Below are 20,726 nucleotides of genomic sequence, written 5' to 3'. Positions count from 1 at the left end.
CGACAGCGATGGCCATCCCTAACGTCTGCTTTCCACGCTTCGACGCTCCGAAGCCGACATTCGGGAAAGTCCCAGTCCTGGCCGTCTATCTGCTCAGCAGGCGGGCCGACGATTTACGTCACACCGTCCGCGTCGCATCGCGCCGTCACCTCGCCCACGGCCGCCCGGTAATGTCGACACACCCGCTCCTCGCGCATCCCAAAACGCAGTGATACTTCCGCCACGCTCATTTTTCGCCCGACGACAAGAATGAGGATGGCACGCGTCAGCGGCTGCATTTTAGCGACGACTTGCCTGATTCGCGCAGCTTCCTCGCCGCCGCCCGCGCCGATCGGTTCAGCCATCATCTGCAGGTCAACAGTATCGAGATAGCGGTCGATCCGCGCGCAGCAACGGTCATCGTCCGCCAGGTTTTGAAGGCACAAAATCAATTTCGCCAATGCCTGGCGCAGGACAGGTAGCAAGGTCACAGCAGGACACTCCGCATATCGGGTTCAGTCCCCAACCCGTTCCCCCTTCCCTACCAAGGCCCCGCGAAATTACTTTTTCTCGTGCGGGAGGGATCGGCGCGTTCTACCTACCGCCTTTCCCCTCGGCACTTCCCCGCTCCACACCTCGCCCTCACCGCCGCGACAGCGATCACCGCCCGGAGGGCCGGGATCGGCGTAGCCGAGCTAGGTCGGCGTGGCGGCACGCCGTGCCGACAAGAGCGCGATGCCCGCGCAGCGGTCGGTCACCCACCCCTTCCTTCAACAGCTAATCCGCTTCGTAAAAACGTCATAATGGGTTTCTTAGGGGGTTGCGCTGCCCCGCCAATCCGGCAAGGTAGCCCCGCTTCTGCTGAAAGCGCAGAAGTGGGGCTTAGTAACCCCTGCATATACAGCTCGGTCGCAGTTTCACTGGGGCCGGGTGGCATGCGCGTATGTCCAGCCGGCAACGGTAAAGGCGCATGCGCCTGTGTGTATGCCAGGTTACTAACATCCGGCTTTGGCCGTCGCCCCGAGTGGACATAGGTGCGACGAATGAGCCAGGGCAGACAAGAGGATCGCCTGCGCGATCCGGTCATAATCAGAGATTCCGGCAGGTTCAGCTTCCCGGAATTCTATACAAGGGAGAAGCCCCGCCTCATGCGCTTCTTCACGCGCCAGCTTGGCAATCAGGCCGATGCCGACGAACTTGCCCAGGAAAGCTTCACTCGTTTCGTGCGCGCAGCGCCCGCACAAGCGCTTGCCAGCCCACAGGCTTACCTCACGCGCATCGCGACGAACCTGCTGCGCGATTTCGTCGAGCGCGGATCCACTCTGTTGTCGAAACGCACCAAGCCGCTCGACGATGGCCTGCATGCAATTGCCCCATCCGACACCCATCGCGAGTTGCAGGCAAAGCAGGATCTGGCGCGCTGGACGCTGATCCTCAACCAACTTCCATCACAAACGCTAGATATCTTCCTGCGCAATCGGGTCGAAGGGCAGACCTATGTCGCGATTGCAGCAGAGCTCGATCTTCCGCTCTGGGTCGTGCAGAAACAGATGCTCAAAGCTATTCGCCATGTTACCGCCTATCGCGAGGCGAATGATGACTGACCTGCCTGCCGATCATGATCCCCACGAAGGATCGCGCGATGCCCATGAATGGGCCATGCTGATCATGGCCGACGCGGACGCTGTGCCAGATCCCAGGAATCTCGACAGGCTGGGTCCACATCAGCGTGCCTTCGACGTCTGGATCGCCGAAAACCCTTCCCGTAAGCTCGCCTATCTGCGCGTGGTAGACACCGTGCAGCAGGCAAGCCAAGCCGCCGTACAAACGCATTCGCGCGGGCCTCTCCTGCACCAGACGCGAAAAGTGGAAAGCCGTCCACCACGGCTTCTCCTCGCCGCATCAGTGGCGCTTTGCCTCCTTGCGGCAACGGGTCTGCTTTGGCGTTCAACCGATGCACCGCCCTCGCTGATCGGGCAGAGCGAGGCGCGCACGCCGCTGGAGACACGGGTCGGCGAGGTGCGCACGGAGCGCCTTGAAGATGGCAGCTCTATCTTATTGGATACCGACACGTTGGTTCTGATTGGATATACTGCCGAGCGCCGCACGATCGAACTCAAGCGTGGACGTGCCCGCTTCACCGTTGCCAGCCAGACGGCAAGACCCTTTTTGGTCCATGGCCGCGGCATTGAGGTGACGGCAGGCGTCGGCCAGTTCGACATGACGATCCGTAAGGGCGCACGCGTTCATGCCATCGAGGGCGAGGTCAATGTCACACTACCCCGCACTGACCCGCGCCAGCTGCCCAAAGCCCTTACATTGCATTCCGGCCAGCTATTGACGCTCAAGGCTGGACAAATCCCGGATTTTTCCGTCAATCCTGCCAAACGGTCAGAGCAGCAATGGGTGAGCGGCGTGAAGAGCTATGATTATGTCCCGGTCAGCGACGTCATCGCCGAAGCAAACAGCTATAGCGAGACCAAGATCGTTCTGGCACAGCCGACCCTGGGCGCGCGCGAGATTTTCGCTGACATCGAAATCCGCAATATTGAGCGCGTTGCCCAAGCCTTGAGCGGCTTTCTCAACCTCAAGATCGAACGAACCCAGAAAAACATATTGCTGCTCACCGCCGAAAAATAATGACGCACTGCAGCTTTAGATAGGCACGCGCCCGTCTTCCGTTCTGAGCCTCAATAAGAGGCCCTGCGGAACAAGGGGGCAAGTTTCATGCGTATCGGTAAAATTGGGCTTCTCAGCAGCGTTGCACTGTCCATGTGCATTCTGGTTCCCCAGATCCATGCCCAGGAAGCACCCAAAAGTTACGATCTGCCTGAGCAGGATCTTGGCGATGCGCTGCGCGCAATAGCCAGGATGAGCGATTATCAACTCGTTGCCGATGGCCGGTCGCTCAAGGGTCGTCGCGCCCCGTCTCTCGCCGGGGCCTACACGGTCGAAGACGCCGTGGCCGCCCTCCTCGCGCCTTCGGGCCTCACCGCTGACATCAGGGAGCGTACCATCACCCTGCGGGGGCGAGAAGCGCCGTCGCGCGAGGCGGTAACCAGCGCGACGGACATCGAGCTTTCGGTCACAGGTTCCCGCATTCGTGGCGCGAAGCCAACATCTCCGGTAATATCGGCGAGCCGCGAGAAAATCGTCGAGCTCGGCCATAGCGACCTTGGATCATTCGCACGCAGCATCCCGCAAAATTATAATGGCGGCCAGAACCCAGGCGTGGTGTCCGCTCGGCAGAATGGTTCGGAAAATGTCACGTCGTCGTCCGCTCTCAACCTCAGGGGATTGGGCGCAGACGCTACGCTCACTTTGCTCAACGGACATCGGCTTGCCTATGACGCGGTGAGCCAGGGCATCGACATATCGGCTATACCGCTGGCGGCGGTCGAGCGGGTCGAAATTGTCGCCGACGGCGCATCGGCGCTTTATGGTTCCGATGCTGTCGGCGGCGTCGCCAACATCATCCTCCGCCGCGATTTCGACGGCCTGGAAACCAGCGCGAGATTTGGCGGCGCGACCGATGGCGGAGCGTTCCAGCAGCAATATAGCGGGGTGACGGGTCGCCGATGGAAGAGCGGCGGCCTCATGATCGCCGGCGATTTCGCCAAGGCGACCGACGTCTCTGCCGGCCAGCGTTCCTACACACGTGGCGCTGTGAACCCTGAAATGACCCTATTGCCGTCAAACAAGCAATTGAGCGCAGTAGTTGCAGGCCATCAATTCTTGGGCGACGTCATGGAGTTCGGGCTCGATGCCCATTATATCCGCCGTAAATCCCGTTTCTCACTGCCCAATGGCAGCGGCACCAATATTCAGTCCGGCGCCACCGCCTCCCCGGACGTCGAGAGCTGGTCGATCAGCCCGTCCCTCACCTTCCACCTGCCTGCCGACTGGGAAATGACCGCCCGCTTCACGCGCGCTATCAGCGATAGCGGGGTCAAGGCGGAAGTCTTCTCAGGCAGCAGCCGGTTGTTCGTCAACGATGTGCGCTACAAGAATGACCTTTGGTCAGCAGAGTTCAGCAGTGAAGGCCCGCTCTTTGCCTTACCGGGTGGCGAGGCACGTGTCGCGCTGGGGGCCGGACTGCGTGCCAATGGCCTGGATGGCTCGATCTTCAGAACGACGTCCACTGCAACCTTTTCCATCCAAAATTATACAGACTCGCAGACCGCTCTATTCGCATATGGCGAAATGTTTCTACCGCTGATCGCTGGCGCAAATGCATTGCCACTCATTCACGCGCTACAGATCACCGGCGCGTTGCGATATGAACGCTATGACAAGATGGGCAGCCTTGCGACGCCCAAACTCGGCATTGCCTATCAGCCGATCGCCGATCTGACGCTTAAGACCGCGTGGGGGAAATCGTTCAAGGCGCCGACGCTCAGCCAGTTGAACATTGCTCCGCAGGCGACGCTTTACGCTTCAAGCCGATACCTGCCAGCGCCTCCAACTAACGAAAATGTTCTGCAGATCGACGGAAGCCGAAAAGCGCTGGAGCCTGAAAAGGCCAGGACCCTTACATTCACCGTCCAGTTGGAGCCTTCGTCGATAGCGGGTCTGAAACTCGAGGCCAGTTTCTTCGACGTCCGCTACAAAAACCGCGTGACCTATCCCATAGCGTCCAGTTCACAGGCATTCAGGAACGAATATGCCGACCTCATCATTCTCAATCCGACCCTCGATCAGGTATTGGCGGCAACTGCCAGCCTACCGCTCGGCGTTCAAAATCTAAGTGGCACCGCTTATGATCCTGCAAACCTTGCTGCGATTGTCTACACCGGATATCAAAATGTCGCCCGTCAACATATACAGGGGGTGGATAGTTCGATCGCCTATGCCTTCTTTACCGGCAGCAGCGATTTCAGTCTTGAAGCCAATGCCAGCTACCTCAAAAGCGATCAGCAGCTAAGCGCGGGGCAACCCGTCTTCGAACAGGCCGGCACCATATTCCGACCACCGCACTGGCGCGGGAGCGCGAGCGCTAGCTGGAAGCGCGGCGAGATAAGCATGGCGATTGCCTATAACTATCTTGGCGGCACCAAAGACAGCCGAACCAGCACGACCTACCGGGTCAAAGCCTTTCATTCGGCTGACGCCACCATTGGTTGGAAGCCTCAAGGTAGCGGCCTCTGGGCTGGCTGGTCATTCCTACTTGCGAGCCAGAACATCTTGAACAGGAAGCCCTCGCTCATTCGCACGATAAGCGTCGCCCTGCCCAATTATGATGCGACAAATTATCCTGCGATTGGGCGCACCATCAGTCTTACCCTTTCCAAGGCCTGGTAATGCTCATCTCCCTCGCGATGAGCCTCGCTGGCGCAGCTCCGGCCGCCCTGCCGGCCGTAGCTGCAGATCTGGATTGCGCGAAGACGTTGGAGGTTCGCCGGCCAGCAGGAGCCCCTCGCCCCATAGAGGCCACCGATCTCATCGAGACCCTGGATATTGGCTCCAATGGCGGGATGGAAAGCGATCCTGTTTTTACCCTTTCGCCCGATCAATCACGCCTCGCTGTGGCCGTGCGAAGGGCCGACGGGAGGTCCAACAGCTATTGCTCCGGCATCTATGTCGTCAGCCAGGATGGGCAAGCATCGCTGATCGACGTGGGACCCGGCGTCGCCTTCTGGCGTTATGATAATTTCTTTGGCACGCGAGGATTTCCCACTGGCGTCACCAAGGTCATCACACCTCTTTGGTCTTCAAACGGAGACAATCTGGCTTTCTTGAAGCTCGTCAAGGATCGGTTGCAATTGTGGCGTTGGGATGTGGGGGGCCATAGCCGCCCCGTCGCAGCACCGGAAGATGACATCGTCGATTTTCGCTTCGGGGCCAACGGCAAAAGCCTTGTGTACAAGCAGCGCGCGGATGGTCCGCCGACGGAAGAGTTGAACCAGGAAGGGCTGCGGGGCTACCGGCTCGATGAGCGCTTCTTTCCATTCGCATCGCGCGCGCCCTTTCCGCGCGGCGGCGCTGCCTATCGTTTTTATAGAGTGGATTTGGACGGCAGCGCTCGCCGGCCAGCAACTGAGGCGGAGATCGCCGCCTTCACCAACGATCGATCCGCGGCTCTGCGCAGCGGCGCGATAATGGTCGATGTCAAAGCGGATGCCGAGGGCATGAGCCGGATCCATATGGTGTTCGGGACGGCGGAGCAGTTTTGCCGCAGCGCCAGCTGCACCGACATCGAAGGTCAGCCATGGGTCACGCAGTCCGGACATATCCGGTTTGTACGGCGAGAGGGATGGGGCCGAAGCCTCGCTGCCATTTACGAATGGAAGGGCGGCGACACCGATCCTGCCCGCCTCTTCCAGACGAGCGACCTGCTCAAGGGATGCGTACCCATCGACGATGATGTCCTGTGCGTGCGCGAAAACTCGACCCGGCCCCGATATATAGACAGGATCAGGCTGCAGGACGGCAAGAGCAGGACCATCTTCGAGCCCAATCCCGATCATGCAAAGATCGTCCGCGGTAGAGTTGAGCGACTGCAATGGACCAATGCGATGGGAATCCCCAGCTTTGGCGACCTCATCTATCCACCGACATTCCAGCAGGGCCGCCGCTATCCGCTGATTATCACCCAATATGAAAGTAGGGGTTTTCTGCGCGGGGGCACGGGCGATGAATTCCCCATCCAGCTTTTCGCAAAGGCAGGCTATCTGGTCCTCAACATCGAGCGCCCCCAATCGCCCGTCTCCGCCAAACAGCTTGCGCCACTAGAAAGGCAAAGACGCGAAAATGCCGACTTTCTCGCACGGCGCAATATCCTGTCGACGATAGAGACCAAGGTCTTGGAGCTGATCGACACAGGCCTGGTCGATCCGGACAGGATCGGGATTACTGGACTCAGTGACGGCTCGACAACGACACAATTTGCAGCGCTGCACAGCCAAATGTTCAAGGCTGCATCGATCAGCGGCTGCTGCTGGGAGCCCTCCCAGACCTGGCTTCTGGGTGCCGCCATCCAGCAACATTATCAAAGCATAGGCTGGCCTGATTCCCCAGAAGCCGGTTCGGCAATCTGGTCGCAAATGTCGCTTTCCCGCAATGCCAGCCGCGTTGCTTTCCCCATTCTCATGCAAGTGGCTGATGGTGAGCTTTACCCCATGCTGGAAGCCGTCCGCGCGCTGCGCGCTGCCAATTGTCCGGTTGATGTCTATATCTTCCCTGACGAGCTCCATATCAAGCGCCAGCCAACCCACCGCCTGAACGTCTATCGCCGCAATCTACGATGGTTCGATTTTTGGCTGATGGACAAGATGCCCGCCGATGGCATCGAGCGTGAGGAAGCGTCGCGCTGGGCGCAGATGAGGAGAGATTGGAAACAAGGCCCAATACATTTGCCGACATCGGATTAGATGCTCAGCGCGCTACATAGCCGCTACATCATCCGCGCCAATGTTCGATCCAGGCTTCCATGTCGAGCAGAGCCGATAGGCGCATATAGCTCAGCTCTAAGCCGGAATCGGAAACCAATGCTGCGGCTAGAGTGTCGGCATCAACCATGCCCCGCGCGACCAGCTCGCCGTCCATCAGGCGGTCGCGGATGTCCTTCCGTTTGCTGCGGAGAAGAGCGATTGCAAAACTGCTTGGGCTGCCCTTGCGCCGCCGGTCCCGGATGATCGGCGGCAATGCATCATGATAGGCCTTGCGTGCGACGGCGCGGTCACGGCCGCCCTCGACCATGTGCCAGCCTGGTATTGCAAGCGCCAGTTCGACAATGGGCTGGGAGATGAGCGGATTTATGAGCGGCATGTCGAAGGCGCGCAGATAGCCCTCGATGTGATTCTGGATGCGCAGCAGAAAGGTGACATGCCCAACCTTGCCTGCGCGCGCGCCATCCTGCTCTTCAAGCCACGGATGGGATAGGGGCAGGGACATTATGTCTTGCCGGGCCTCACGAGTCATGAATTGGAGATTATACTGCCACGCATAGGGGCGTTTTAGCTGTCGATATTGACACACGGCGTGGCACAAAACCGTCCATGCCGATATCTCCAATTTCCCGGCAATATCGTGCAATGTTCGCAAGGCGTCGGCACCAAGGCCACGTCCTCTTATGCAATCCAGCAGCGGGCGCAGCGAATTGCTGTTGTAAAAGACATTGTCGCCGCCACTGCCGGTGTAGATTGCGTCAACTCCCACCACCCCTGCCACACGCATCGCGGCGGCGTGAAAGGCGGTTTCATGGATCAGGCCAATCGGCTTGGGAAAATGCCTGGCGCTCGACACGGAAAGGTCGATGTCGGCCAAATCATAGTGCGCCTCGATCAGCGAAGCACCGACAGCGCTGGCCATAGCATGGGCATAGTCCCGTTCATTCCCAAGCCCATCCCCGGTGCTGATGGTGACACAGCTAAAGGGCCGTTTGCTCGTTCCCAAAGCTGAAGCGACAATTGAGGAATCAAGGCCACCCGACAGGGTCAAAAGCGCAGAGCCTGTCGTTGACGCCCATGATGCAACGCAATGATCTACAGTCCGCTTTAGGCGCTCCTCCATCGCCGCCGCGCCAGGCCGCTCTACCGGCGATATATGGTCCCAGGGTGACCAGAAGCTAGTTGCACTGCTCTGCCCCTCCGTAAGACGCTCATAGGTTCCCGGCAAAATTTCCCGAACAAGTTGGATCGCCGTCGTTGCAGCGGGCAAATCTTTCGCGGCGAGATAGCGCGGTATTTCATCCCACGCGATTGTCGGCTTCAAAAGACCGGCGGACACGAAGAGAGATACGTCGGACGCCGCTGCCCAGCCACCCGATACCGGGATAATATAGCCGGGCATCGCGCCGGAGGGATCCCGCATCATTGTGAAACCGCCGCCATCGGCAAGCAGGGCGACATATCCACCCCAAAAGCGGTCACGCAGCGAACCTATGGGATCAGATTGCGCCAAAGACTCGATCGCTAGCGCATCGTCTGGTGCTATTCTGCGGGCAGGCCCATATTTTTCAAACAGGGTGCCAAGGATATACCCCCCGCCACCCGGTATGGTCAGAACATCCTCGATCGACCGGGCAAGGATCGCGAGCCCTTGCTGCTGGATGGCGTGACGCAGGCCGGTCGCGCTCTGCGCTCGCTGGATCAGCCCGTCGAGCGCAACCTGCGCCGAACTCGAAAATATGAGAAACTGACGCAGCATCAGACGCAAAAAATTGGCTGGAAGGGTCGGATATTCTCAAGTCGGTCATTGAGGACGGTATCGCCCGACTGCACCCAGCAATGCGCAGAGAAAGGCTGGGCACTTACGCCCATCACCATTGTCGCTTCCATGCCAGACGCACGGACCATATAGACATAGGCGATCGAACTTGAGAGGCAATGACGATGCCGGGGGCGCAACGGCGCGGTGGCAGCAAATGCCTGGCTAAAGCCTACGAAATCCTCCGCGCGGTTGGCGGTATTGGCCGGATGGCGCGTCCCAAGTCGGTTGATAATCACCTCAAAACTGGAAAGGCGCAGCCACACAATTGCACGAAGCTGGCAGAGGATGCTTCGCATCGCGTACCGAACAAAGGGCGATGACGGATTAAGACCGAAATCCCTGGTTGCCCTTTCGATAGCAGCCGGACGGATTGGCGCGCAGGCGCCATCGCAGGGGATGAGAATGCGCGCGCGCTCCAGCTCCGCGAGTTCAGGCACGGGCTTTTCATCCTGCGAGAATTTTTGAAAGGCGCTGTCCCATTCCGGTTTGAGCGCGAAATAACGGTCGCCGGGCACATCGAAGAATATCGTGCGACCTTCGGACACGCAAAAATGAAGACCATTGCGAAGCCTGTAAGCCATGCTCGCACCTATTGCTGAGTGGCGAGAAGAAAGGCGCGCATCGCCAGGGATGCGCGCCTTTCCACGATCAGTCGTCGGCAATGCCCATTTGCCGGATTTCGGTGCCCAGACTGTCGGCGTTGCCGACGCCGGCACCCTTGGTCTCGACCGAGGCAGCGCCCAGATCGACGACCAGTTCGTCATGTTCGATGATGTTCGTCATGTTCATCTCCATCACAAAGCCGCACTATTTGCGGCGTCCATAATGGTAGGCGGCAGATGACATATATCCGATCTTATATGCTCCCATTCTGAGAGCTTATAAGCTTGATCCGTCAATCGACTCACAGTCGTTTAGTCTTCGGCTTGTTAAGCCGTTCATTTAGCGCTGTTGCTAAATCCTCACTCCTCTGGTGGCAGCCAATGAAATCTCATCAGCGTGTAACAGACGTCGACGGTGATATTGCCACATCGCGATACGCGTCGCATTTCTGTTGCCCGAACGGGTGACATTCCAGAGCGTCGCGAGTTCTTCACCCTGCCGTCCGATCCCCCCCTCATGGAGCCGCAGGACGGCGAGTCGCTCTCCGGCCTGGATGATGGCGTCGAGATGCTCGCCATTGGGTGAACAGCCTGCCAGCAAGGAGAAGAACTCGGCCGCAGCGGCCGCGATGGCTGCGCCATCTGCTCTTTTGGTAACAAGGGCGACGGGCGGAGCACCAATTTCATCGAAACGGATCATCACCTTCACGATCAGGCGCACAATGTCGGCATGCCAACTATAGAGATGAAAGGCGCTGCGCCGGCTTATGGTCGGAAGCGCGAAGCCGCCACCGCCCTGCATGTCGACAAGTCTCTCGCCGACCAGGCGGTTCAAGGCATCGCGGACCGGAGAAATACTGGTCCCGAACCTGTCGGCAAGGGTGTGGGCGACCAATGGCAGGCCCGGTTGAAACTTGCCTGCCATGATCAGTTGCTTGATCTCACGGTGAACACGGGCGGCCGTATAGGCGTCAGGTGCCATGGCGCACCTATGCTGCAGAGCCTGAGTCTACCGGGCCATTTTGCCCACCACCCGTCGGGCGGAGAAAGGTCCTCAAGCTCAGGCCAGATATGAATTCTATGCAGCGGGCTTCGAGTTCATACATGTCATCGAGGAAAAAATGGCGTGGAAAGTGCATATGATGCTCCAGAAACAGCATGGGAATGAGGAGATGCGCCGCCGAAAGGCCAAGGGCGTGCGTGCAGGCGACATGATCGTCGAAACGGGACTTCGGGTTGCCCGCTTCGATTTCGCGCAGCCAGCGCACGCCGATCCCGACATCGGCGGCAAGTTGCTGTTGGGTTATACGATGGCGCCTGCGCCGTTCTTCAATGCGGCGACCAGAGATCGACTTGACCTCGGCCAGTATCGACGCCCCCTCTTCAAAGGCGCCACCTTGAGATGAGATCATCAGGTCCTCCCTGATCGCGTCTCAAAGCGTCCATGCACGTTCCAACGACCGCAGATTCGCGTGGATGACGCAATGCGTCAAATATATTCGTTTCCATTTTGAGACTATCGATTTCCCCCTTAGCGCCGTTGCGCTCGGGATAGGCAGACATGGCGTTCCAGTGCCGCAATTGTCCTGATCGGATCAGATCTCTCGCTGTCGGTCGACCCTGCTATTTTTTTGCGATGCCCGCCTGCACGCGCTGCCACGCCTTTGCCAGCTCATAATCTTCACAGCTTTCCATCAGCATGATCGCCAGATTGTGCAATGCTCCGACAGAGGGACGGACGCCGATCAAATCCGATTCCGCGAGCCGATTGAGGATGGATCCCGTCGCGCCATTGAGCGCAGCGGTTGCACCGACAAAATGCTCGCATTTGCCTGCCAGGCGCTTGAGCGATGGCATTGCCAGCTCTGCTACGAGCGCGTCGGTTTCGACCTTTTCCATGAGCATCACAGCAACGCCCAGGGTTGCGCCATAGGGAATGAAGCTCCTGGCGATCTGGGCGAGACGGTGGTGCTGGGCAAGGAACTGGTCTGTCCCCTCTTCCGACAAGCGCAGCCGGTACGTCCGCGAACGATGCCCTGTCATGCCTCAAGCCCTTTGCGATTCGGGTGGATGACCCCTTGATCAAGACGACCGAGCGCGAATTTGAAGTCGCTCACCGCCAATTTTTTCTGAAATTTGCCAATAAGCGGCACTGAGATGCCGATTTCGGCACTTCAGTGCCGCTTTCGGCATCTCAGTGCCCTCCCCATTGCGACCCTCAAAAAGCTGGCGCAACTGATGGCCATAGCGATGCGGACGACGAATTTCAGGCTGCTGCGGCAGAGAAAAGCCCAAGCCTGACCGTCATCTTGCGTCGCACCGGAGGGCTGAACGCCTTCGCAACAGGAGACCTATATGAGACTGGCAATTGGGCCTGCCGTTGCGGCAGGGATGGTATCGGCTGCCTTGCTGGCGCCGACAATCGGGTGGGCGCGCCCGGCGGCAATGCCGGCGGCCCTTACGCCCCTGGCGCATCTCGATATCGGAGAGGCGAACGGGCAATTTGTGATCCGTCCTATTCCGGCTGCATCCCGGACCTCGCCTGATCTCTTGCCGATTGGCGTATCGATCAGGATCGATGCACGCCTTATTGACGCCCAAGCCCGGCGTTACGGGGAATTGGCCCGATGAGATACGCCCCTGCGCTAACCGCCCTCGCCTCCATTTTCGCGCTTGCCGGTCCCAGCCAAGCGGAGGACGCGACGTCGGAACCCAGCCTTGCCATTGTTGCAAAAGCCGCTGAGAAACAGCTGCGCCAGACCTTCACCAATCTCCAGTTCGAGGATTTCGGGCCATCGCCGGTCGCAGGGCCGATTTATCAGGCAAGTGCCGGGGGCCGGCTTATCTATTATGCCCCGCAAAGCGAGCATATCCTCTTTGCGACCATCTATGATCGCAATGGTCTCAACCTCACTGCGCTGGATCAGGAAAACCGGGCGCGCAAGCAATTATCCGCGATCGATCCGGCGCAGGCGCTGGCGATTGGCCCGGAGAATGCGCCCATAATCATCGAGTTTACCGATCCCGACTGTCCCTATTGCCGCGCGCTCGACCGCTTCTGGGCGACTAAGGCTGCCGAAGGGAAGCCGGTGCGCCGCCTCATCTTCTTCGTGTCGGGCATTCACCCGGACGCCGCATCAAAGGCCGAGCATATCCTTTGCTCGCCTGAACCGGCAGCTGCGTTCAAAGCCCTATATAATGGCGCGAAACCGGCAAAGCTGGAGACCTGCCCCAAAGGACGCGCGAAGGTTGAAGCCGATAGCGCGCTGGTCCGCAAGATCGGCGTGAGCGGGACCCCCACCCTGATCGCCAATGGCATGATCATTTCAGGGTTCCAGCAGGCGCAGCTGGAGGCGTTTCTCGATACGCCACAAAGTAGGCCACTGGGAAAGCCCCCTTCGAAGGCACTGCCCGATGCACACCGGTGATGCCTCTCATCCTGCCATGGATCCCTTGTCTCCTGCCCGTGCGGGAACAGGCGGACCGGAATGCCGGCGGTCGCGCGCTCATGGAGCTGTCCCATGCGACCCTCGGCATGCCAGCGAGATCATTCGCGGGCGAGGCGTAGCTGCGGACGGCTCCCTTTTCGATGGAGACCAAAGATGATGACCCTATCGCGCAAACGCGCGCTTGCCCTTGCCGACCATGGCACCACTGCCCTTGTGGCGCTGCTCGCCATGACCGGTATCGCCCATGCTTTTTCCGCGCCCGCCGCCGGCGACCTTGGCTACGATATTTACGACATCGTGGTGAACCAGGGCGTCAAGGGACCGCTGGGCTTTGTCGGCGGCGTTGCGGCATTCCTCTTTGGCGTATCGCGCCTCTTTTCCAATATCATGATCGGTATCCCGACCATCGTGGCGGCGGTCTGCCTCATCAAGGCCGACAGCATCCTACAGTCCTTCGGGATGACCATCTGACCTGATTGGCACGGGTTTCGGGTTTTCGCCCGAACGCCCTGCCTTCGAAGCTGGAAAGCCAATGGTGGCTTTTCAGGACGCCCCGCCGTGCGGGTAGCGAAGCCTGAGGAGAAGGGTATCATGGACGAACGTCTGCCCCAGTATTTGCATCGGCCTGTCCAGATTCTTTGGTTTGGGTCGGACGAGTTCATACTGGTCATGTCGACCATCTTCGTCGGACTAATCGTTGGCGGACTGATCGGCTGGTCGCTCGTTGGTGCCCTTCTCCTTTTCATCCCCTGGAAGCGGTCGAAGCCCCGCGGTTTCCTGCCACATCTCGCCTGGCGCTGGGGATTGCTGTCCTTTCCCCATTATCCAGGGCCCACCCAGACCCGCTTCTACGAGTGAGGGAGAAGGCAAATGTGGCTCTTTACCCGCAAGGCCGGTGCTCCGCCCGATCCGCTGATCGGCAAGCCTGCCAGCTTTGGCATTCACCGCTATCTTCAAGGTTCCTCGAACCTCTTTGAAGAAAACCGGCTGCTCAAATTTGCGATTGTCGGCTTGTTCGGTATCACCGCGGTATTGGGCGCAGTTGTCTATTCCAGCGACCAGAACCGGCGCACGGTCGTCGTGCCCTTCGGCGCCAGTGGCGATCTCTATGTAACCGGTTCCACGCCATCGAGCGGTTATTTGCGGGCGATGACGCGTAACATCGTCACTCTGTCGGGCACCTATTCAGCCTATTCCGCTGATCGCCAGTTCCAGGAACTGCTCTCGATCGTGCACCCGTCCGCCTTTGAAAGCATGCGTGACACGCTGAACGGGGTGCTCGACGAACTCTCGACCAATCCGACCCTGTCGATCGCCACCTATATCCGGCCCGATCAGCCGGTCAGCTGGACCGACAGTCAGATCATGGTTCCGGTCGAAAAGGTCCGCGTCATCGGCGGCGTCATCCGCAAATTCCGCGGCACGCTGCGCATTGGCTACGCCATCGAAAATGGCCGCTTCTGGCTCACCCGCCTGTCCGAGGAGAAATTCGATGCCGAACTTGGGTAAAGGCGCGCGTGCGCCGCTCTCCTGTGCGCTGCTCACACGCACGCCACTTTGCTGCCTTGCTCTTGTCATGGCCATGCCTGTCTTCGGACAGTCGATCACCGCCCTGCCCGACCAGACCAGCACAATCCGCCTCTCCAACCGCGACGTCAATCATCTGGTCTGCGTTGGCGGCGAAATCGAGGATGTCAAATTCTCGGCGGAGAAAGCGATCAGTGTCGAGAAAGGCGGTTCGGACGCCTGGATCAAATTTCTGGTAAAGGAGGTCGACGACGCAGGTGCCGTCACGCGTAGCTTCGTGACAACGGCGTCGGAATTTTTCGTCACCTGCAATGGCGCCATCTATCCGCTCTATGCCGAGCCATCGGATATACCCGCGCAGACCGTCACGCTCGTGCCAGGCAGCGCCCAGCGGGCCAGAGCCAATGATGAGCTGTTGGGGCCGCTAGTCGAGGAAGAGCGCACCGTCTCGATCACGCTGGCCATGCTCCAGGACCGTATTCCGGCGAGCTTCTCGGCCGTCGCGCCGCGTGCCGGACTCATCCGTATCGCTACCCTGCCTGACGCCCGCATCAGCGAAATACGCCGTGTAGCGGTCGAGGGCTCTGGTCTGTCCGCATCGGAATATAGAGTCGAGGTGCCCACAGCGACCCAGCTGGATGAACGGCTGTTCCTCGATTCAGCACTGGGCACACGGATATTCTCGGTCACCGCCGACAGACTGGATCTTAAGGCTGGTGAAACAGCACGGGTCATCATTGTGCGTCGGGGAGAGGGGCTGTGAGCGAGAAAGTTCCGCCACGCAGCCGCAGCCGCGCGGCCCCATTCAAACCGCAGGCCAGCGAAGTCGACAAGCCTTACGAAACAGACGCCTCCCAGATCGCACCCCCCGAACCTGGCCCGACTATCTCTCGCGGTCCCGCCCTGCTCGACCTCAAGATCCATTGGGCCGCCATGTCAGCGAGCCAGAAGCTGCGGGCCAAACAGGCAGGCCTTGCCGCCACTGTCGCGGTGCTCGGCTATGGCCTATACACCGCTTCTGGCAGTTCATCGGCTGATCAGCCGGTCATCCCTGCTGCCTCCAAGCTTGATATGGGCGCAGGCCTTCGCGGTGACAGCCTCGAAACCAAGCTGCGCGGCGATGTCCGCAAGATTCTCGACGGCCAGACATTGCTTGGCGATCGCATCACCGCGATTGAAGAGGGCAAGGTCATCCCCGGCAGCAAGCCACCGGGCTCTTTGTCGGACGGCGAAGACCTTCCCTCCGCCTTGCCAGGCAGCGCGCCCGCTTTTCCAGACCCTCCGGGCAATGCAGAACTGGACAGCGCGCTGGGCGATATTCCGCCCCCTGCCCCACCAATCGCACCGCCGGCGCCTCCAGCGCCACCGGTGGAAAAGACCATCGGCGCGATCGGCGCGGCGACCGCCACGCTTTCGGCCGTAACGGGAAAGGAGGGAACGCCGTCGGCATCGCGAAAAAAGACCCGGACGATCTATTTGCCGCCTGGTTTCATGAAGGCGCGACTGCTCACCGGGATCGACGCGCTGGCGAGCAGGGACGCGACATCCAATCCGGAGCCCCTGATCGCCCGCGTCCAGGCCCCCGCCGTCCTGCCCAATGATGTCAAAGCCAATCTGGCCGGCTGTTTTGTCATCGGCAATGCGACGGGCAGCCTCGCCAAAGAGCGGGTCGAGGTCCAGCTGGTCTCTCTGTCCTGCGTCGATTTCGACGAACATTCGGTGGTCGACATGCCCGTCAAAGGCTTTTTCGTCGATACCGATGGCAAGAAGGGTCTGTCAGGCAAAGTCGTGACACGCGCCGGCGCTGCGCTGGCACGCACCTTCATCGCCGGCACCGTCAGCGGCTTTGCCAGTTCAGTCGAGACCAGCTTTGGCGATCTCTCGACCTCAGCCCTCGGATCGGTGCGATCGCTCGATGCGGGCGATGCCGCCAAAAGCGGGCTGGCAGGCGGCCTCTCCAAATCCTCCGACAAGCTCACCGACTTCTATCTCGATCTCGCCCGCCAGGCCGGACCCATCGTCGAGGTCGGCGCAGCCAAAGATGTGGTGGTCGTCATCCAGGAGGGCGTGACCCTAGAAATCAAACCCACAGCGGGGAGCAAATTCTGATGTCGATCCTGAACGAAAATAATGGGAACACGCCGCCATTGCCTCGTGCGTCGGGCTGCCCCGGACGCCGCATCCTCCTGACGGGCGCAGTGTTGCTGCTGCCCGCCTGCACCACTGTCGGATCGCTGATGTCGCCCTATAGCGAAAAGTTCAGCTGCAAGAATAGCGACCATGGCCAGTGCATCCACCCGGACAAAGCCTATGCCGACGCGATCGCCGATATGCCGTCGCGCTCCGACCCGGTGGTGACCAACGACAAGGCGATGCTGCGTGACAAGGCCAATAGTCCTGCCAACAGCGGTGCGAGCAAGCGCAAAAACAGCGGTGCTGCTCCCTTCAACGGCTATCGCGACAGCGTGTATCGAGAGCTCCAGGGTCTGGTCGAAGCGCCGATTACGCCGATGCTCCGGCCAGGGCGCACGGTCCGCACGCTGATCCTGCCCTATGCCGACCGCGAGCGGCCCGACCGGCTCTACATGCCGCGCTATGTTTATGCCATTCTCGAGCGACCCCAATGGGTGGTCGGCGATTATCTCGTCAATCCCGTCCAACCTGCAGCGCGCGTCCCCATACTCGAACAGATACGCGAGCGGCCGTCAGGTGATCGCGCCAGCCAAGGCGAAGCGGCCGACGTGCCTGCTTTGCCTGTGGAGGCAAAGCCTTGAGCCCGCTTGGCGCGCGCCATGGCGGCGGCCTGACAATCTCGGCGTTGCACCGCGCGGTTGCGCGCGACGCCTATTCCGATTTCCTGCCGATGGTCGCCTGGGACGCGCAGGAAGAGGCGTTCCTGTGCATCGATGATGGCTGGGGCCACGCCTGGGAACTTGTGCCATCGGCCTATATGTTTGCCCATGTCCATCAGGCGCTTTTGGGTTTGCTCAACGTCCATTTTCCCGATGGCACGGTTCTTCAGCTCCACGGCTTTGCCGATCCGCTGATCGATGACGCGCTTGACGCTTTCCTGGATCTGAAGACCCGGCCCGATCCGCTGATCCAGGCCTCGGCGCAGCGCACCGCCGACTATATGCGCGCCGGTACCCAGGGGTTGGACGCGCTGCACGGCATTCCCGTCCGCAATTTTCGGCTATTTCTCTCGATCAAGACGCGGGTGAAACTGGGCTCGGATCTGCGACGGCAGGTCGAAGAGCAGCTGTCCAAGCTTGGCATCCGCAGGTTGCCGCCAGAAGAACTGGTGCGCTTCTATCGCAGGATATTCAACGGTCTCTTCGCGACTGCACCTGGCATATTTGCCGATGGCAGCAATGGTCATCCCGCTCCCCCTATCCGCAAGCAGATCATCGATGCCGGACCCGATCTGCTGTTCGACGGGTCGGAGGTCTTTCTGGGGCGCCAGGTCGCGCGCTGCCTGACGCCGCGGGCCCCCGCGCGACGTATCACCGCAGAGCGCGCCAACCGGCTGCTGGGGGGCATGCGCGGCGCTGCCGAAGATAGCGATCAGATTGGTGGTCCCTTCCTCATCACGCTCAACATCCTCTTTGATCATAGCCAGTTTGAAATTCACAAACGCGCCCAGATTTTGTCTGCACAAAAGGCCGCAGGCAGTTTCGCGGTCGAGGTCGGCAAGCAGATCGAGGAAATTGGCTGGGTGCTGGACGAAGCAGGTAATAGTCGCTTCCTCTCGGTCATCCCGATGGTCTGGGTGTTTGGTCGCGACAGCGCCCAGGCGCGCGAAATGGCGGCACGCGCCAAGCGCCTGTGGGAGAGCGAACCGCTTCCCTGGATGATGCAGGAGGAGAGCTATCTCAATCCGGTCCTGCTGCCGATGAGCCTGCCCTTTGGGCTTTATCCGGAGAAACGCATGATGCGCCTGCTGGAACGCGACTTTCGCATGCCGGTCAAAGCCGCGGTGCTCCTGGCCCCGGTGCAGAGTGACTTTCGTGGCGGCGGCCGCCCGGCGCTGCTTTATACCGGGCGCAAGGGCCAGCTCATCACGCTCGATCTGTTCGATCCGCGCATCAACAATTATAATTTCATTGTTTCGGCCGAGAGTGGCGCAGGCAAGAGTTTCCTCCTCAATAACCTGTGCCAACAATATTATGCGCAAGGCGCGCTGATCCGCATCATCGATATTGGCGGGAGCTATCGCAAACTCTGCACGCTCTGCTCAGGGCGCTATATCGACATTGGCGAGGAGCGCCTGGTTCTCAATCCCTTCGACATGGGGTTTGCGCTCGATGGCGACGACCGCCAGTCGGCCATTTCCATGGCGGTCGCCATCGTCGCAGAAATGGCCAATGCCGCTACCCGCAAGGGCGTCTCGACCTCGGAATGGAATCTGCTCAAATCCGCGGTCCAGTGGACGATTGATGAAGGCCATGCCGAGGAAGGCATTGATGCGGTCCGCGCATGGCTTGGCGCCTATCCGCAATTTGCGACTTCCGATCTCGACCGGGTCGATCATCTGGTTCCCGTCGCGCGCGAACTTGCCTTCAATCTGCGCGATTTTGGCAGCGAAGGCGCGTACGGCCATTTTTTCAACGGGCCGTCCACCTTCGACATCAGCCACGACGAATTTGTCGTGCTGGAGCTCGAACGGCTCAAATCCATGCCGGACCTGTTCAACGTCATCGTCATGGTGGTGGTGAATGCAGTCACGCAGGAGCTGTATCTTTCGGCACGCGACCGGCCCCGCTTTGTCCTGTGCGATGAAGCCGCCCAGTTCATGACGCGGAGCGAAGGCCAGGATCTCTCCCGGCTCGCCGAAGCGTTCGGCCAGGGCTACAGGCGGGCGCGCAAATATCAGGGCAGTTTCGGAGTGGTGCTCCAGTCGCTCAATGACCTGCTGCTCTTTGGTGGCACGGGCCAGGTGATCCTGGAAAATGCCGCCACCCGTTTCCTGCTGCAGGGATCGACCTATGCCCAGGCGGTAGAGAATAAGATACTCGATTATTCCGAGTTCGTGCTCGATCTGTTGAAGTCGGTCCGCAACAACAAGCCCCATTATAGCGAGGTCTTCATCGACTCCCCGCTGGGCCTTGGCGTGGCCCGCCTCGTGGTCGATCCCTTCTCCTACTGGATCAATACGTCAGCCCCCAATGAGGTGGCCGCATTCGACGCATTGATCCGGGCGGGGCGCAGTCCGTTGGAAGCCGTGTGCGAACTGGCAGGCGTCGATCCGGCGCAGATATTGCCTTCCCGATCCGGCGAGGAGATTGTCTGATGCGCCGGACAGCCCCCCATCCAGACCAATTGCCGCTCGGATTTGGCAAGGATGCCGAGATCGAGCGCATGATCGAGGCGCGGGTTGCGATCCGCGCCGAGGCTGAGGCGGTACGCTGGCGGTTCCGGCTGATGATCGTGGAAACCGTGCTTCTCACCACGATGGTGATCGTCACCGGGCTGGTTCTCCACCAGCCCACCGCGATCATTGCGCGCGGCGCGCTTTTGATTGGTGCGACGTGCCTGAGTACGGGCATCCTGCTCATTTTGCTGACCGGCTTAATGGGCAAGCTTTTGTCCAGGACCCGCCAATGGCGGTCACGGCGCAGCGATGCGATCCTGCCATGGCGGCGGCCATGAACGGGATATTCTCGCCCCGGCCCTGCCAGACCGCGATCCGGTTGATGATCGGCGCGCATTTGCTGCTCATCATTGAGGCAGGGCTCCTCGCTTGGTCGACAAGCATCATCGATATGCCGCTCCGGCTTATCTTGGGCGGCACCGCGATGCTTGCCCTGTTCGCTTTTGCAAGCGCTGTTCATGGTGGAAGCGGCGGTGATGGAGAGGTCTGGCGACCCCGGCGCGGCCACGCCACCGCCGCCATGCGGGAGGCAGGGCGATGAAGCGCATGCTGTCGGATTTCGCTGGCCGAGCGCGCTGCCGGGCGGCC

Annotated in this window: 21 protein-coding genes; 14 read left to right on the top strand and 7 right to left on the bottom strand. The window is 60.1% G+C overall.

Annotated elements, in window-relative coordinates:
• Window positions 1–113: 113 nt before the first annotated feature.
• Window positions 114–470 (bottom strand): sigma-70 RNA polymerase sigma factor region 4 domain-containing protein, encoded by a 357-nt coding sequence (locus WFR25_RS06450; RefSeq protein ID WP_336969649.1) that lies wholly within the window; start codon window positions 468–470, stop codon window positions 114–116.
• Between the two features lie 552 nt (window positions 471–1,022).
• Here WFR25_RS06450 and WFR25_RS06445 point away from each other — a divergent pair.
• The 4 genes from WFR25_RS06445 to WFR25_RS06430 all read left to right on the top strand — a co-directional run bounded on the left by WFR25_RS06445 (window position 1,023) and on the right by WFR25_RS06430 (window position 7,349).
• Window positions 1,023–1,583, top strand: a complete 561-nt coding sequence (locus tag WFR25_RS06445; protein ID WP_336969647.1) for an RNA polymerase sigma factor — start codon at window positions 1,023–1,025, stop codon at window positions 1,581–1,583.
• Window positions 1,573–2,619, top strand: coding sequence for a FecR family protein (locus tag WFR25_RS06440; RefSeq protein ID WP_336969645.1), 1,047 nt, complete (start codon window positions 1,573–1,575; stop codon window positions 2,617–2,619). Before WFR25_RS06445 ends, WFR25_RS06440 begins: the two co-directional genes overlap by 11 nt.
• Window positions 2,620–2,706: 87 nt before the next feature.
• Window positions 2,707–5,280: a TonB-dependent receptor gene (locus WFR25_RS06435; RefSeq protein ID WP_336969643.1), complete on the top strand. Its 2,574-nt coding sequence runs from the start codon at window positions 2,707–2,709 to the stop codon at window positions 5,278–5,280.
• Window positions 5,280–7,349, top strand: coding sequence for an Atxe2 family lasso peptide isopeptidase (locus tag WFR25_RS06430; RefSeq protein ID WP_336969641.1), 2,070 nt, complete (start codon window positions 5,280–5,282; stop codon window positions 7,347–7,349). Before WFR25_RS06435 ends, WFR25_RS06430 begins: the two co-directional genes overlap by 1 nt.
• A gap of 28 nt (window positions 7,350–7,377) precedes the next feature.
• Here WFR25_RS06430 and WFR25_RS06425 read toward each other — a convergent pair whose 3' ends face one another.
• The 6 genes from WFR25_RS06425 to WFR25_RS06400 form a co-directional block, all read right to left on the bottom strand.
• Entirely contained in the window at window positions 7,378–9,126 is a 1,749-nt protein-coding gene (locus WFR25_RS06425) for an asparagine synthase-related protein (protein WP_336969640.1), read from the bottom strand.
• Entirely contained in the window at window positions 9,126–9,770 is a 645-nt protein-coding gene (locus WFR25_RS06420; protein WP_336969639.1) for a lasso peptide biosynthesis B2 protein, read from the bottom strand. Before WFR25_RS06420 ends, WFR25_RS06425 begins: the two co-directional genes overlap by 1 nt.
• Window positions 9,771–9,837: 67 nt before the next feature.
• Window positions 9,838–9,972 carry a benenodin family lasso peptide gene (locus WFR25_RS06415; protein ID WP_119748366.1) on the bottom strand — a complete coding sequence of 45 codons (135 nt, stop codon included), beginning with the start codon at window positions 9,970–9,972 and terminating at the stop codon, window positions 9,838–9,840.
• 171 nt (window positions 9,973–10,143) lie between these two features.
• Window positions 10,144–10,773 carry a GntR family transcriptional regulator gene (locus WFR25_RS06410; protein WP_336969636.1) on the bottom strand — a complete coding sequence of 210 codons (630 nt, stop codon included), beginning with the start codon at window positions 10,771–10,773 and terminating at the stop codon, window positions 10,144–10,146.
• A gap of 7 nt (window positions 10,774–10,780) precedes the next feature.
• Window positions 10,781–11,203, bottom strand: coding sequence for a helix-turn-helix domain-containing protein (locus tag WFR25_RS06405; protein WP_286864279.1), 423 nt, complete (start codon window positions 11,201–11,203; stop codon window positions 10,781–10,783).
• Window positions 11,204–11,414: 211 nt separating this feature from the next.
• Window positions 11,415–11,834, bottom strand: coding sequence for a hypothetical protein (locus WFR25_RS06400; protein WP_336969634.1), 420 nt, complete (start codon window positions 11,832–11,834; stop codon window positions 11,415–11,417).
• Window positions 11,835–12,418: 584 nt separating this feature from the next.
• Between WFR25_RS06400 and WFR25_RS06395 the strand changes: the two genes are divergently transcribed.
• The 10 genes from WFR25_RS06395 to WFR25_RS06350 all read left to right on the top strand — a co-directional run bounded on the left by WFR25_RS06395 (window position 12,419) and on the right by WFR25_RS06350 (window position 20,679).
• The gene (locus WFR25_RS06395; RefSeq protein WP_336969633.1) at window positions 12,419–13,219 is read left to right on the top strand and encodes a DsbC family protein; all 801 of its coding nucleotides are present in this window, start codon (window positions 12,419–12,421) and stop codon (window positions 13,217–13,219) included.
• A gap of 174 nt (window positions 13,220–13,393) precedes the next feature.
• A complete protein-coding gene (locus WFR25_RS06390) occupies window positions 13,394–13,711 on the top strand; it encodes a hypothetical protein (RefSeq protein ID WP_130752833.1) in 318 nt (105 codons plus the stop codon).
• A 120-nt stretch (window positions 13,712–13,831) separates the two neighbouring features.
• Window positions 13,832–14,098, top strand: a complete 267-nt coding sequence (locus WFR25_RS06385; RefSeq protein WP_086486402.1) for a type IV conjugative transfer system protein TraL — start codon at window positions 13,832–13,834, stop codon at window positions 14,096–14,098.
• Between the two features lie 12 nt (window positions 14,099–14,110).
• Window positions 14,111–14,749 carry a TraE/TraK family type IV conjugative transfer system protein gene (locus tag WFR25_RS06380; protein ID WP_130752834.1) on the top strand — a complete coding sequence of 213 codons (639 nt, stop codon included), beginning with the start codon at window positions 14,111–14,113 and terminating at the stop codon, window positions 14,747–14,749.
• Complete coding sequence (locus WFR25_RS06375) at window positions 14,733–15,530, top strand: type-F conjugative transfer system secretin TraK (RefSeq protein WP_130752835.1); 798 nt, start codon at window positions 14,733–14,735, stop codon at window positions 15,528–15,530. The genes WFR25_RS06380 and WFR25_RS06375 overlap by 17 nt, the downstream gene beginning before the upstream one ends.
• Entirely contained in the window at window positions 15,527–16,876 is a 1,350-nt protein-coding gene (locus tag WFR25_RS06370; protein ID WP_262503586.1) for a TraB/VirB10 family protein, read from the top strand. The genes WFR25_RS06375 and WFR25_RS06370 overlap by 4 nt, the downstream gene beginning before the upstream one ends.
• Complete coding sequence (locus WFR25_RS06365; protein ID WP_286864270.1) at window positions 16,876–17,541, top strand: TraV family lipoprotein; 666 nt, start codon at window positions 16,876–16,878, stop codon at window positions 17,539–17,541. The genes WFR25_RS06370 and WFR25_RS06365 overlap by 1 nt, the downstream gene beginning before the upstream one ends.
• On the top strand, window positions 17,538–20,057 hold the full coding sequence (locus WFR25_RS06360; RefSeq protein ID WP_286864269.1) for a TraC family protein: 2,520 nt from the start codon (window positions 17,538–17,540) through the stop codon (window positions 20,055–20,057). The genes WFR25_RS06365 and WFR25_RS06360 overlap by 4 nt, the downstream gene beginning before the upstream one ends.
• Window positions 20,057–20,416, top strand: a complete 360-nt coding sequence (locus WFR25_RS06355) for a hypothetical protein (RefSeq protein WP_188062219.1) — start codon at window positions 20,057–20,059, stop codon at window positions 20,414–20,416. Before WFR25_RS06360 ends, WFR25_RS06355 begins: the two co-directional genes overlap by 1 nt.
• Window positions 20,413–20,679 (top strand): hypothetical protein, encoded by a 267-nt coding sequence (locus WFR25_RS06350; RefSeq protein ID WP_140159619.1) that lies wholly within the window; start codon window positions 20,413–20,415, stop codon window positions 20,677–20,679. The genes WFR25_RS06355 and WFR25_RS06350 overlap by 4 nt, the downstream gene beginning before the upstream one ends.
• The last annotated feature ends 47 nt before the right edge of the window (window positions 20,680–20,726 follow it).

Source organism: Sphingobium aromaticiconvertens (assembly GCF_037154075.1).
Taxonomy (GTDB): domain Bacteria; phylum Pseudomonadota; class Alphaproteobacteria; order Sphingomonadales; family Sphingomonadaceae; genus Sphingobium; species Sphingobium aromaticiconvertens.
Note: the sequence above shows the minus strand (reverse complement) of the source record. Positions and strands in the feature narration are given on the sequence as shown.